At 64.1% G+C, this 13,328-nt stretch carries 11 protein-coding genes; 5 read left to right on the forward strand and 6 right to left on the reverse strand.

What is annotated here, in order from left to right:
• Positions 1 to 12: 12 nt before the first annotated feature.
• The gene (locus M2427_RS29835) at positions 13 to 2,280 is read right to left on the reverse strand and encodes a molybdopterin cofactor-binding domain-containing protein (protein WP_280710455.1); all 2,268 of its coding nucleotides are present in this window, start codon (positions 2,278 to 2,280) and stop codon (positions 13 to 15) included.
• Entirely contained in the window at positions 2,277 to 2,774 is a 498-nt protein-coding gene (locus M2427_RS29840; protein ID WP_280710456.1) for a 2Fe-2S iron-sulfur cluster-binding protein, read from the reverse strand. Before M2427_RS29840 ends, M2427_RS29835 begins: the two co-directional genes overlap by 4 nt.
• A gap of 193 nt (positions 2,775 to 2,967) precedes the next feature.
• Between M2427_RS29840 and M2427_RS29845 the strand changes: the two genes are divergently transcribed.
• Complete coding sequence (locus M2427_RS29845) at positions 2,968 to 3,780, forward strand: class I SAM-dependent methyltransferase (protein ID WP_280710457.1); 813 nt, start codon at positions 2,968 to 2,970, stop codon at positions 3,778 to 3,780.
• Here the strand turns inward: M2427_RS29845 and M2427_RS29850 are convergent, their stop codons facing one another.
• Positions 3,781 to 5,346, reverse strand: coding sequence for a L,D-transpeptidase (locus tag M2427_RS29850; RefSeq protein WP_280710458.1), 1,566 nt, complete (start codon positions 5,344 to 5,346; stop codon positions 3,781 to 3,783).
• Between the two features lie 318 nt (positions 5,347 to 5,664).
• Between M2427_RS29850 and M2427_RS29855 the strand changes: the two genes are divergently transcribed.
• Together M2427_RS29855 and pstS are read left to right on the forward strand one after the other, a co-directional pair.
• On the forward strand, positions 5,665 to 5,844 hold the full coding sequence (locus M2427_RS29855; protein WP_280710459.1) for a hypothetical protein: 180 nt from the start codon (positions 5,665 to 5,667) through the stop codon (positions 5,842 to 5,844).
• A gap of 120 nt (positions 5,845 to 5,964) precedes the next feature.
• Complete coding sequence (gene pstS / locus M2427_RS29860) at positions 5,965 to 7,017, forward strand: phosphate ABC transporter substrate-binding protein PstS (RefSeq protein WP_280710460.1); 1,053 nt, start codon at positions 5,965 to 5,967, stop codon at positions 7,015 to 7,017.
• 24 nt (positions 7,018 to 7,041) lie between these two features.
• Here the strand turns inward: pstS and M2427_RS29865 are convergent, their stop codons facing one another.
• Both M2427_RS29865 and M2427_RS29870 read right to left on the reverse strand, forming a co-directional pair.
• Positions 7,042 to 8,235: a CoA transferase gene (locus M2427_RS29865; RefSeq protein ID WP_280710461.1), complete on the reverse strand. Its 1,194-nt coding sequence runs from the start codon at positions 8,233 to 8,235 to the stop codon at positions 7,042 to 7,044.
• 162 nt (positions 8,236 to 8,397) lie between these two features.
• A complete protein-coding gene (locus tag M2427_RS29870; RefSeq protein ID WP_280710462.1) occupies positions 8,398 to 9,834 on the reverse strand; it encodes an oligosaccharide flippase family protein in 1,437 nt (478 codons plus the stop codon).
• Between the two features lie 254 nt (positions 9,835 to 10,088).
• Here M2427_RS29870 and M2427_RS29875 point away from each other — a divergent pair, with 254 nt between their 5' ends.
• Positions 10,089 to 11,171 (forward strand): glycosyltransferase family 1 protein, encoded by a 1,083-nt coding sequence (locus tag M2427_RS29875; RefSeq protein ID WP_280710463.1) that lies wholly within the window; start codon positions 10,089 to 10,091, stop codon positions 11,169 to 11,171.
• Between the two features lie 100 nt (positions 11,172 to 11,271).
• The gene (locus tag M2427_RS29880) at positions 11,272 to 12,339 is read left to right on the forward strand and encodes an endo-1,4-beta-xylanase (RefSeq protein ID WP_280710464.1); all 1,068 of its coding nucleotides are present in this window, start codon (positions 11,272 to 11,274) and stop codon (positions 12,337 to 12,339) included.
• Between the two features lie 4 nt (positions 12,340 to 12,343).
• On the opposite strand, the gene M2427_RS29885 is transcribed toward M2427_RS29880, so the two are convergent.
• The gene (locus M2427_RS29885) at positions 12,344 to 13,294 is read right to left on the reverse strand and encodes a DUF6492 family protein (RefSeq protein WP_280710465.1); all 951 of its coding nucleotides are present in this window, start codon (positions 13,292 to 13,294) and stop codon (positions 12,344 to 12,346) included.
• Positions 13,295 to 13,328: the final 34 nt, after the last annotated feature.

Below are 13,328 nucleotides of genomic sequence, written 5' to 3' on the forward strand. Positions count from 1 at the left end.
GGCTCCCTCCTCTCAGACGAAGTTGATGCCTTCGGTCTTGTTCAACGGCAGACTGCGGGCGCGTATTCCGGTTGCGGCGAAGATGGCATTGGCAAGCGCGGGCGCAGCCGGCGGAACGGCCGGCTCCCCGATGCCCCGGATGTGCTCCACCCCTGACGTCTCCAGGGCCCTGACCTCGATCTGCGGCGCCTGATAAAGCCGCATCCCTTCGTATCGATGGTAGTTGGTCTGAACCGCCCGCCCATCCTCGAAAGTCAGCTCGGCATTCATCGCGTGCCCCAGCGCCCAGATCGCGGCGCCCTCGACCTGATTCCTCAGATTGTCCGGGTCGAGCACCCGGCCGACCTCGGCTGCGACGAAGACACGCCGGATCGCGATCGCATCACCGACTTTCTCGACCTCCACCACCTCGGCGACGGGCACGCCGAAGGACAGCGTGAAGGCGAGGCCGCGCGCGCGGTTGGGGCCGGGAGGGCTGCGCCAGTTCGACATCTCGCCGACGGCCTCGAGCACTTCATGCGACGTCGCATAGAGGGGATTATCCCCGGATTTGCTCAACAGCAGCCGCTCCTCCAGCGGGTCCGCGCCCGCGGCGTGGATCAATTCATCGAGGAAACACTCGTGCATGAACGCGTTGCCGGACGCGCCGACCGAGCGCCAGGAGCTGACAGGCACCAGCTCGGGCACGCGATAGCCTCTCACGCGATAGTTCGGAATAGCGAAAGGCTGGTCCCACGCGCCGGCCAGGATCGCCGCATCGGGGCCCAGGAAAGGCAGGTTCAGCCGGCTGAGTTGCGACGCATTCACGGATGGAGCGGCAATCTGGAGATCATAGGCGTCGACATGGCCGTCCTTCACTGCCCCACGCATCTTGGCGACGGCAAGCGGACGCGGGAAATCGTGCGTCATGTCCTCCTCGCGCGTCCATGTCATCTTGATGGGGCTGCCCCGATACGCCATCGCCAGCTCGATGGCCTGGCGCACGTAGTCGTCCTCCAGGCGTCGGCCGAAGCTGCCGCCGCAGAGCTGCGCGTGAACGTGGATGTCGCCTTCCGACAGCCCTGTCATCTCCCGCGCCGTCCTCACCAGGAAGGCCGGAATCTGCGTCCCCGTGCAGATGTCGAGCTGGCCGTCCTTGAACTGGACGACGGCATTCATCGGCTCGAGCGGGGCGTGCGCGAGATAGGGTACGCTGTACTCGGCCTCGATTTTACTCTCCGGCTTGATCGCGGCATCGACATCGCCATCATCCCTGCCAATGCTCAGGCGGCGCGCCGGGATGAAGGAATCCCTCACCTCCTTGAACATCGCCGCGCTGTTCTCCGGATAAGGCGCCTTGTCCCATCTGAACTTGAGCAGCCTGGCCGCCTTGAACGCGCGCCAGGTGTTGTCGGCGATGACGCCGACCCCGCCCTTGACCGGCACGATCTTGAGCACGCCCTTCGCCTTTTCCGCGGCGGAATCGTCGCAGCTCAGCATGGTCCCGCCGAGGTGCGGATTGGCGCAGACCGTGGCGTAGACCATGCCGGGCAGCCTGATATCGATGCCGAAGGTCGCCGTGCCCGTGCACTTGGCGACCATGTCGATGCGCTGCATCGGCTTGCCGAGATAGCGCCAGTCCTTCGGGTCCTTCGGCTTGATGCCGGACGGCACCTCGATGGTCGCCGCCGTCTCGGCGAGCGAGGCGTAGCTGAGTGCTTGCCCGCCCGGCAGGATCACCGCACCATCGCGCGTCGTGAGCTTGTCCCTGGCAATGCCCGTCTGTTTCTCGGCGGCACGCAGCAGCACCTCGCGCGCGGTCGCGCCGGCGATGGACAGCTTGCGATAGCCATCAGCCACGGTCGAGGAGCCACCCGTCAATTGAAGGCCGAGAAGCTTGGCAGCGCCATAGCCGGCGGCTTCCGCAATCGTCTCGAAATGGCCGATCACCGAGAGCGGCACGCCTTCCCTGACCACCGTGGTGTTGGCGTAGACCGCGCTCGGCGCTCCCGGATCGTATTTGATATCGTTCCAGGCGATGTCGAGCTCTTCGGCGACAAGCGCCGCTTGCACCGAATAGGCCCCCTGGCCGAGATCGGCGCGCGGCGTGATGATCGTGACACCGCCTTGGTCGATCCGCACATAGGGCGTCAGCATGCGTGCGCCCGGTTTGAGGCCGTTGCTGAGCCGCCGGTTCACGCGGAACGGCTCGGTGGCATAGAAGCCGAAGACCAGGCCACCCGCCACCGCAGCTGCTCCGACCAGCGCGGCGCGCCGCGACATCGTCCCATGGCGGCTCACAGCTTTTGTCCTTGCAGTTTTCGGGCTGCGCTCCTGATGGCCGCGCGAATACGCGTGTACGTGCCGCAGCGGCAGAGATTGGCCGACATCACGTGATTGATCTGTTCGTCGAGGTCGCCATCGGAGAGAGGCGGCTTGCCTTCGACCTTGTCCTTCAGCATGGCAGCAGCGGCCATGATCTGCCCGGACTGGCAATAGCCGCATTGCGCCACCTGATGCTCGATCCAGGCCGACTGCACCGCATGCAACGCCTGCGGCGTCCCCAGCCCCACGATCGTGGTCACTTTGGCCTCGTCCCTGACGTCGCCAATCCTGAGCGAGCACGACCGCATCGGCCGGTCGTCGACATACACCGTGCAGGCGCCGCACACCGCGATCCCGCAGCCATATTTCGGACCGGTCGCTCCCAGCTCGTCGCGCAGCACCCACAACAGCGGCATGTCGTCTTCGACATCCACCTTGCACGACATTCCATCGACCAAGATCGTGCGCATGACCGCTCCGGAAAAACAGATGGTCTGACGAAATCAATTGCCGGGCGATCGGCCCAGTCTCAACTTAAAGCTTTAATATGCCTCTCATTATCGCGCAGGAATGCCGCTGTGGCAAGGCGATGTCGCCTTTCTGTCCTCCGAACGATTTGTGCTACCCTGCCCTCGCGATCGTCCAACCTTCCGCGAGGCCAGCATGTCTGCAACTGACAAGGTTTTCGCCGGCTCGGTTCCAAAGCTCTACGACGAATATTTGGTCCCTCTGATCTTCTCCGTCTATGCCGACGATCTTGCCAGGCGCATCGCGGCGCTATCGCCTTCGGACCTGCTCGAGATTGCCGCTGGCACCGGCGCGGTGACGCGCGCGGTGGCGGCGCTGCTGCCTTCGGGCGTCCGCTATGTCGCGACCGACCTCAACGAGCCCATGCTGGCAATCGCAAAGCAGCGCCAGGGTGACGATCCCCGCATGAGCTGGCGTCAGGCCGATGCGCTGGCACTGCCGTTCGAGGATGCCGCGTTCGACGTCGTCTGCTGCCAGTTCGGCGCCATGTTCTTCCCGGATCGCAGCAAGGGCTACGCCGAGACGAAGCGGGTGCTGAAGCCTGGTGGCACCTATTTGTTCAACGTGTGGGACCGCATCGCGGACAATGTGTTCGCCGATGAGGCGACCGCCGCGCTCGGCGAGGTGTTTCCCGACAATCCGCCGCTGTTCATGGCGCGCACCCCGCACGGCTATCACGACAAGGCGGTCATCAAGGCCGATCTCGAGCGCGCGGGCTTCAGGGAGATATCGATCGAGACGCTGACGGCGACGAGCCGCGCGCCCTCCGCGGACGACGTGGCGATCGCTTATTGCCAGGGGACGCCGCTGCGCGGCGAGATCGAAGCCAGGGATGCGAGCAAGCTCCAGGCCGCGACCGACGCGGTTGCCGGGGCGATCCGCAAACGCCACGGCACAGGAGCTGTCGAGGCAAAGATTCAGGCCCTGGTGATCACAGCCCGGCCGTGATTACCAGAAGCTCCGCTGCATCGGCTGCGCCGGTTGATAGTACTGGTACTGGCCGGCGCGGCGGCGCGGATTGACGGGCTGTGGATTGGGGTCGCGCTGCCCGAAGAAGAAGAAGCCATTGCCGCCGAAGCCGCCGCCCCAGCCGTCGTCGCTGGCCATTTCCACCGGCGGCGCAGTCGGCTTGCGGGTGATGAAGCCGCCTTGCGGATGGTTATTCAAAACCGCAACGAACTCGGTGCGGTAGTTGGTCTCGGCGCTCAGAGGCTCGTCCGAGATGATGATCGAGGAACGCGGCACTGCGGTCGGCCCAATGCGATCCCACACCTCCTGCGGGATGGTGATGCGATCGAGCGCGTTCTTGGCGCTGTCGCCTTCGTCGATACTGACCACGCTCCAGCGCAGGCCGGTGTCGTTCTTGGCCATCGCCGTGAAGATGTGCGTGCCGAGCGGCTGCTCGGGATTGCGGATCGTGACGGGAACCTCGATGCTGGTGTCGAACACCTCGCCGCCGCCATCCGGCGCCGGCTTGTGGGTGTTGCGGCGGACGTAGAGCTTCTGCGTCGAGCGGCTGATGTAGACCGAGACCGGCTCGAGCGCGAGTTTGGCGTCAGTCGCAGCTTTCACCGCATCTGCCTTCTTGGTCGCTGCGGCCTTGGCAGCGTCCTTGGTGGCGGCGACGGCGTCGCGCTTGGGCTGCGCGGCGGCCTTGGCGGTGTCGAGCTGGCTTGCCGCATCCGCGGCCTTTGTCGCGGCCTTCTGCTTCAGCTCATCGGCCTTTGCCTTGGCCTGGTCGTTCTTGGCATTGGCAACCAGCTTGTCGGCATAGGCGTTCTCGGCATCGGCGCGCGCCTTCTGCTGCTCCAGCTTGCGCAGCGTCGTCGGCAGCGACTGCGCCTCCTTTGCCGCCGCCGCCGCAGCCTTCTTGGTCTCGTCGGCGACCCTGGTGGCCTCGTCCGCCTCGGCGGCGAGCTTGCCGACACGGCCGGGAGCCGCCGCAATGGCGTCCTTGCTCGGCACGAACAGCGAGGGATGCGAGAAATCAACTGGCGCGGCGTCGTTCGGCGAGATGATCACCCGCATGCCGATGTTGGTCTTGTCGAACAGGCTCTCGGCGAAACCGAAGGGCATGCGGACGCAGCCGTGCGAGGCGGCGTAGCCAGGCAACGGTCCGCCATGCAGCGCGATGCCGTTCCAAGTGATGCGCTGCATGTTCGGCATCCAGGCATCGTCATACATCGAGGAGTGGTGGTCCTTGTCCTTTTCGACGACGGCGAAGACGCCGGCCGGCGTCTCGCGTCCGGTCGTGCCGGTCGAGACCGGCGCGCGCAGGATCCAGCCCTCGGAATCGTAGAACGTGACCTGCTGGCTCTTGATCGACACGATCGCCATGATCGGCTCGCCGGCCTCGCGCTGCGCGACCGCCTCGGCGGTCTGGCGCGGCTGCTTGGCGGCAAGGGTTTCGCTCGGGGCGGCCAGCGCGATTGCTAACGCGAACATCACAATTCCGGGAGCCCCCCAACGCCGCATCACTCGATTGGATTGCGCCGCCGCCATCAGGTCTTTCATGCCATTCCCCGGTTGCCTGTCCGCACTTGTATCGCTGATCCGTCAGATTGCGATCTTTGGATTAAGAAATCGCAGCCACCTTCTGTTCCTTTTCCGGCGAAATCAGGTCCGTTCCGGCGACGAAACTCTCATATACGAGGGTCCGCGCGGGCGGAAGGGTGGTCCGCGGCCAAGGCTGGGCCGGAGCTGACGATCGCGCGACGCGGCAGAATGTCGGCTATCGGAGGGGACGCGATGTGACTGAAATCACAGAAAATTGCCTTAAGCCGCGGCCGTCCTGGCCGTACCCTGCGCGGCAGCGTATCAGAGGATGAACAGGTGTCCTCAGCTCTCTCGCAAATTGCCGCATTCGTGGCTGGACTGGCGCTCTTCACCACGGGCTTCATCGTCTTTCCCGTCGGCCATACCATGAGCCTGGCGAAGAGCCTGACCATCTCGGTGTCGTTGGCCGTCCTCGCGGCCGTCCTGATCGGGGTCGCCCGCAACTTTGGTTCTTGAGTCGGGCGGCTATTTGCAGCCGACGTCACATTGCGGCCGAACCCAGCGGTTTTCATTTCCATTACAGTTCTGTGACATGGACCACAGTGACTTGCCGGGCCTGCTGATAGCTTCGCACGCATGAAGAAACATCTCAGGCTCCCGATCGTCCTCACCGCCCTTCTCGTCGCCGCGCAAAGCTTCGCTGCCGAGACCACGGGCGCTGGCTCAACCTTCGTTTCGCCCGTGATGGCGAAATGGATCGACGCCTACAAGGCGAAGACCGGCAACACCGTCAGCTATCAGGCGGTGGGATCGAGCATCGGCATCGGCTTGATCAAGAAGGCCACCGTCGATTTCGGCGCCACCGACATGCCGCTTGATCCCAAAGAGCTGGACAAGCTCGGCATGATCCAGTTTCCGATCGTGATCGGCGGCGTCGTTCCGGTCGTCAACATCGACGGCGTCAAGCCAGGCCAGATGCACTTCACCGGAGAGGTGCTCGCGGGCATCTATCTCGGTAAGGTCAAGACCTGGAACGATCCGGCTATCCGCGCCATTAATCCTGACTTGAAGCTGCCGAACGCGCCGATCACCGTCGTGCATCGCATCGACGGCTCCGGAACGACCTTCAACTGGTCGAATTATCTTTCCAAGGTCAGCCCGCAATGGAAGACCAGCGTCGGCGAAGGCACGGCGGTCGAATGGCCGGTCGGCCTCGGCGGGCGAGGCAATGACGGCGTCGCGTCGCTGGTCAGCCTCGTGCCCGGCGCGATCGGCTACCTCGAATATGCCTATGCGCTGCAGCGGCTCGACAAGATCTCGTTCGGCGTGGTGCAGAACAGCGCCGGCCATTTCGTGGTGCCCGATGCCGCGTCGTTCCAGGCGGCCGCATCGAGCGCGGACTGGACGGCGGACAAGGATTTCCATCTCGTCCTCACCGACGCACCGGGCGAGGATGCCTATCCGATCACGGCCACGACGTTCGTGGTGATGCCCAAGCAGCCGAAATCTCCGGAGCGATCGACTGCTGCCATCGACTTCATGCGCTGGTCGTTGGAGAGCGGGAAGATTCAGGCCGAAACGCTCAACTACGTTCCGCTACCGCCGACCCTGGTCGAACAGGTCGAGATGTACTGGCAGCAGAGCCTTGGACCGGCAACCGTGACGGCATCCGCCAGCGTCAAGCGATAAGGCTCAACTCATGACGCGCCGGACTTACGGCGCGCCAACGGCCTTGTTGGCGACGAGGGTCTCGATCTCGGCCTCGCTCAGACCGGCCTCACGCAACACTTCGCGCGAATGCTGGCCGAGACGCGGTGCCATGCGGTGAATGCTGGCCGGGCTCTCGGAGAATTTCGTCGCCGGCCGCGCCTGGCGAATTCGCCCTTCCGAGGGGTGATCGATATCGGCAAACAAGCCGACCGCCTCAAGATGCGGCTGCTCGCCGATCTCGGTCAGCCTGGCGAAGGCGGTGTGCGGCACGTCGAGCCGCAGCAACAGCTCCTCCCACTCCGCCGTTGTGCGGGTCGGCCCGATCTCGCTCATGCGGTCGTAGACCTTGTCGATGTTCTGGGAGCGCAGCACGGGATCACGCACACCGAGCTCGTCGATCAGCTCGGGGCGGCCGACGGCTTCGAAGAAGGCGCACCAATTGTCCCCGGAATAGGGCAGCATCGTCAGCCAGCCATCTTTGGTCTTCACCGGCCGCCGGTTCTTCATGCGCTTGTAGCCGGTCGGCCCGATCGGCGGATCGAAGGCGTGTCCGCCCAGCATCTCGATGCTGTTGAAGCCCGCGATCGTCTCCAGCATCGGCACCTCGACCATCTGGCCCTGCCCGGTGCGCTCGCGGCGGAACAGCGCGGCGGACACCGCGCCGACCATCGCCATCGCGCAGATCTTGTCGCCGATCAGGCTCGGGACGAATTCCGGCTTCTCGTCCGATCCGATCGAGGATGCGAGGCCTGAGGCTGCCTGGATGATCTCGTCGAAGGCGGGGCGCGCAGCCCAGGGCCCGTCCTGGCCAAAGCCGGTGGCGGCCGCATAGATCAGACGCGGATTGAGCTTTGCGCAGTCGGCGTAGCCGAAGCCTAGCCGCGCCATCGCGGCGGGGCGCACATTGGTGACGAGTGCGTCGACGGTCGGAATCAACTTCGCCAGCGCTGCCTTGCCATCGGGATGTTTCAGGTCGAGCGCGAGGCTGCGCTTGTTGCGGTTGACTGCCATGAACTGACCGCTCATGCCGCGGTTCCGGAACAGGCCGGTGTAGCGCCAGGTGTCGCCTGCGGGCGGCTCGATCTTGATGACATCCGCGCCCCAATCGCCGAGCATTTGCGCGGCGTACGGACCGAACAGCACACTCGTCAGATCGAGGACGCGGATACCGCTGAGAGGGCCGGTCGGTGTCGTCATGCCGTCAACGTCCTCCACTTCTGTTCTTGGTTATCATCGGCCGCATCGCTGACGATGTCGGCGAGGGAGACGATACATGGATTATCAGGTGTGAGATGTAGCGCAGAATTCAGATGCGTATGCGTAAGCCGCAGCCGTTCCGTAATACGCTTGATCGGCGACTTAGACGCCCAGCGCCTTGCGATTGAACGTCCGCAGGAAGCGCAGCGACAAGGTGCGCACGTTCGCGACATTGAGAAGCCACGCGGCGACGACGTAGGCGAGGCCGCCCGCAACGCTCACGACGATCAGCGCCACGATGCCGGTGCCACTGACCTGCGACCGCGCGAGAAGGATCGCAGCCGCCATCACCGCGGCTGAAGCCACAACGCCGGCAAGGCGGTTGAAGTCGAACGGCACAGAGTGGGCGCGGCGCATCAGCACGACGGCAACGACGAAGCCGATCGCCTCGGTGGCGAGCGTTGCCAGCGCAGCGCCGTAAATGCCGTAGCCCGAGACCAGCGCCACCATCAGCGCCACGCTCACGATGAGCGTGAGGAACGACTGCGCGGCCAGCATGAACGGCCGCTCGGCAAGCTGGAAGCTGATCTGGACATAGAATTGATTGGCGATGCCGAAGAAGCGGGCGAGCACCAGCGTCGGCAACAGCGCCGAGACGCCGGCGCGGAAATCGACACCGACGAGCGTTCCGGCGACCTGATCGGCCGCGAGCGCCAGCCAGACCGCGACGGGCGCGACGACGACAAGCAACAACTCCAGGCTCTCGGTCAGCCGCTCCCGCGTCGTCTCGTTGTTCTTCTCGGACAGCGAGCGGAACACCAGCGGCACCGTCGCCGCGGCGACGCTGGAGGCGATCATGACCATGAATTGGCGCGGCAGATCGGCGGCAACGCCGAAGATGCCGGCGGCATCCTTGCCGAGCAGCCAGGCAACGATGAGCCGGTCGCTGGTCGAGTAGAGCGCGACCGAAAGACCGGCGAGCGTCAGCGGCAGGCCGTAGCGCGCGAGCTGGATGAACTGGCCGCGCTGGAAGCGCGCGATCTTTGTACGGTCGCCGACGAGATTGAGGATAATCCCCGAGAGCGAGCCGAGACCGAACGCAGCGAGCAAGCCCATGCCGCCCCAGCCGAGCCAGATCCCAAGCAGACCGAAGCCCACGCTCGATACGCTGCGCACGATCGAAATCATCGCAAAACGATAGGGACGCAGCTTGGCGCGCTCGAACTCCTGGCCGACATCGACCGCATTCGACATGATCGCCACGAACATGCTGGCAAGCACCAGCTCGACACTGACATCGCTGCGGAACAGGAACACCAGCGGGGTCGCGGCGCACATCGCAAGGACGGTCAGCACGAAGGCGACCATTGCCGTGCCACGAAAATCCACTTCAGCCGACATCGCCTGGTAGCGCGACACCGACAGCTTGATCCAGGCGAAAAAGATCGCGCCCAGAATGCCCGCGATGCTGATGCCGACGACATAGACGCCATATTCCGCCGGCGTCAGCAGCCGCGTGTAGGCCGTGACGGCAAAGAAGCCCACCGCCGCGGGCAGGATGTAGGCGACGAGATAGATGGAGAAATGGCGATTCAACATGCGTGCACGGGACTGGCGGCCCAAAAACGAGCGGCCGTTAATCAGTTGGACCTTTGGCGATCGGACTGCGCCGCAGCATCTCCCAAGATAGTCATTTAAGTCTGCAGATCGGCCGCCGAATATGGCGCTCCCGCCGCTTTCGCGCGTTAGCGTTAAATATGCCCTGTCCTTGAACGGGCCGCCGCGATCACCGAAAAGAAACCATGATTTCAGGACGTCGCCCGGCCTTTGGTTAATGCGTGGACATGACTAAAATGGACGTTGTTGAGCGGACACGGGCAAACCCGGCCTCCCTGCCCCATGGCGGGACGGACGCGTCTCTGGTCCCCGCGGGCCCCGGCGACGAGCGGATGACGCTCAACCTATTCTTTGAGGAGCGCGACGACCGCTGGTTTCCCGGCGATCGCCGCATCCGGCCGTTGCTGCGGCGGATGCTGCTCGGCAAATCCTGGATCAGCGGCCAGAAGCGCGTGTTCCTCAATCTCTGCGCCGGGCTCGATCGGATCGGGATTCGCTATCGCATCAACGATTACGGCTACATCCGCAAGCACCCGGAGGAACTGGCCTGCATCATCGGGCGTCCCTTCGTGCTCGACTGGTTCGCATGGAAGAACCCGCTGTTGCTGGGGGTTGCCATGTACAACCATCCGGTCGAAGTGCCGGAGCATCGTCAAGATCTCAACACCAAGACCATCCTGGTGCCCTGCACCTGGTACGCCGACATGTGCCGGCCCTATTGGCCTGGTGTCGAGGTCTGGCCTGTTGGCATCGAGACCGATTTGTGGACGCCTATGCCTGTCGAGAAGAAGAACATCGACGTGCTGCTCTACGACAAGGTGCGCTGGGAGCACGACCGCTATGAGAGCGAACTGATCGACCCGATCCGCCGGCATCTCGAGGCCGGCGGCCGCTCGGTCGAGGTGATCCGCTACGGCCATTACAAGGAAGACGACTACAAGGCGGCGCTGGCGCGCTGCCGCAGCATGGTCTTCCTCTGCGAGCATGAGAGCCAGGGCATTGCCTGCCAGCAGGCGCTGTCGAGCGGCGTGCCCGTGTTCGCCTGGGATCGCGGCGGCCCGTGGCAGGACCCGGACTATTTTCCGGACAAGGTCACATACGAAGGCGGCGTGTCCTCGGTACCCTATTTCGATGCACGTTGCGGCCGCAAATTCATCGACGCGGCCGGCTTCGTCGCCGGCTGGGGCGACTTCTGGTCGCAGGTCAGCGCGGGTACCTTCGCGCCTCGCGATTTCGTGATGGACAATCTCACGCTCGAAAAGGGCGCGCTTCACTATTACGGGATCGCTGAAGCGGTGATGCAGCGCCAGGCGCGCTGAGAACACCGTTCGCGAAAGTTAACCCAACAACAGGAAACCTCGGCGTCGCAAGGCGCCGCTTGGTACGATGGCGCGTTGGTTCCGGAAGGACTTCCGCCACGTGACGAAGCTCGACAGACGCCACTTTCTCCTCGGCAGCGCTGCAACACTCGCGGCGGGCGCGGCCGCATCCGCACTGCCGGTGTCGAAGCTTGCGCAGCGCCGTCCAGGCTTCGGCGCCGCCGCTACGCTCTGGGATCTGCAGGCCGATCCGCGGCTTGGCGAAGCCATCGCCACCTATTGCGCCCAAATGGTGCCGGTGCTCGAGCTGAAATGGCCGATGCTGCGGCCGGACGCCCACACCTTCGCCTTCGAGCGTGCCGACGCCATCTATGATTTCGCGCAGAAGAACGACATGACCATGCGCGGCCACGCGCTCGCCTGGTATCATGACATTCCCGATTGGACCAAGCAGATCAAGGATTCGAAGGGCGTCGAGCGCGCCTTCGTCGATCACATCAACACGGTCGTGTCCTACTACAAGGACAAGCTGACGTCGTGGGATGTCGTCAACGAACCCATTCCCGACAATCCTAAGAGCGTCAAGGACCGGCGCGACACGTTCTGGACGCAGCATCTCGGCGACCGCTGGATTCCGCTGGCCTTCCGCACCGCGGCCGCAGCCGATCCCTACGTCAAGCTCGCGATCAACGAGTACGACATCGAGTCGGCGAAGGACTCGTTCATCGCCAAGCGGGCAGCCTATCGCAACCTCATCATGGACCTGCTCGACCAGGGCGTGCCGCTGCACGCGGTCGGGCTGCAATCGCATCTGCATGCCGAGCTCGAGATCGACACCCATGGGCTCGCCGAGTTCGTCACAGAGGTCCGCTCGTGGGGCCTCGAGGTGTTCGTCACCGAGCTCGACGTCGACGATCAGAAGCTGATGGGCAGTGCTTCGGAGCGCGATGCGATCGTTGCCAAGCGCGTCGACGATCTCCTGACCGCGATCTCGGCCAGCGGACCGGTGCGCTCGATCCTGACCTGGGGCATTTCGGATCGCTACAGCTGGATCAACGGCACCTTCAAACGCCCGGACAAGCAGCCGAACCGGCCATTGCCGCTCGACGGCGAGTTCAAGCCGAAGCCGTTCATGGATGTGATCAGCAAGTTCACGAAGGACGCCTAAGGGCCTAGCGCGTTTTTGGCGTCTCGAATTCTGTCGTGTCGCCCAGATGATCGGGAGACAGGCTCGGACCGCGCCGGTCGCGCGAGCTCAGGCGAAAGACGTCTCTGATATCGTCGATCGAGGTCGACGAATAGGACTGGATGCAGAGCGCGACCTGCTCGGGCGATGCGGCGCCCATCATGGCTTCGATGGCCGCGCGATCAAGGCGGGTGTCATCCCAGTGCGAGACCGCGATGCTGTCTTCGGTCACGCGGTGCCGCACCAGAAATTCCGGCGAGCTCGCGACGAAGTTTCCGTACAGCAGATACTCGGAGAATTTCTTCTTCCGGCACAGCGCCAGGGCCCAGCTCAGCCCCGTCTCCGACTTGATCGCATCGGTCATCGCACGTGCGGCATCCTTGTCCCAGACCAGCGCGTTGCCGACATAATCGTCGGCCGGGAACGAGCGGTCCTTGATACCGAGAAGCTGATCGACCGTATTGAGCCACAGCATGTGCAGGGGATGGTCGGCGTCGATCCCGTTGCGCGTGACGAACAACGGGGTCTTTTCGGCGCCGGCATATTGGCCGACGTCGAATTCGCGGAAGAACAGATTGTCCGAGTCGAGGATGCAGACGCGTTGCTCGGGCGCATTGAGCACGCCGGCGATCTTGAGGATCTGCTGGATGTGCCAGCCATGGACGGGCGAGGACAGCAGCGACAGCCAGACGCGACGCTTGCTCAAAAACTGCAGCGCCGGCGGCAGCGCCCAGAGCCATTTCGGCAAGTAGCGCGAGGCCGGCACGATGACGCGCTTGTCGGACGCGAACCGCGCGAACAGCGGCACGTCCTCATCGTTAACAAGAACATAATGCCGCGTGTAACCCGTCAGCCAGGTGTCGATGCTCTCGCTGAGCAGCGAGAAGCGCTCGATATCCTTGGCGTAGCTGGCGGTCAGCAGGGCGACGGAATGCATGATGCGTGCTCAAATGGCCATCGAACCGCACTCA

The organism is Bradyrhizobium sp. BR13661 (genome assembly GCF_029892425.1).
Taxonomy (GTDB): domain Bacteria; phylum Pseudomonadota; class Alphaproteobacteria; order Rhizobiales; family Xanthobacteraceae; genus Bradyrhizobium.

Excerpts from the sequence above, each read along its gene's own strand:
- M2427_RS29845 (WP_280710457.1), top strand. The coding sequence starts at position 2,968 with ATGTCTGCAACTGACAAGGTTTTCGCCGGCTCGGTTCCAAAGCTCTAC.
- pstS (WP_280710460.1), top strand. The coding sequence starts at position 5,965 with ATGAAGAAACATCTCAGGCTCCCGATCGTCCTCACCGCCCTTCTCGTC.
- M2427_RS29840 (WP_280710456.1), bottom strand. The coding sequence starts at position 2,774 with ATGCGCACGATCTTGGTCGATGGAATGTCGTGCAAGGTGGATGTCGAA.
- M2427_RS29865 (WP_280710461.1), bottom strand. The coding sequence starts at position 8,235 with ATGACGACACCGACCGGCCCTCTCAGCGGTATCCGCGTCCTCGATCTG.
- M2427_RS29870 (WP_280710462.1), bottom strand. The coding sequence starts at position 9,834 with ATGTTGAATCGCCATTTCTCCATCTATCTCGTCGCCTACATCCTGCCC.
- M2427_RS29850 (WP_280710458.1), bottom strand. The coding sequence starts at position 5,346 with ATGAAAGACCTGATGGCGGCGGCGCAATCCAATCGAGTGATGCGGCGT.
- M2427_RS29885 (WP_280710465.1), bottom strand. The coding sequence starts at position 13,294 with ATGCATTCCGTCGCCCTGCTGACCGCCAGCTACGCCAAGGATATCGAG.
- M2427_RS29875 (WP_280710463.1), top strand. The coding sequence starts at position 10,089 with ATGGACGTTGTTGAGCGGACACGGGCAAACCCGGCCTCCCTGCCCCAT.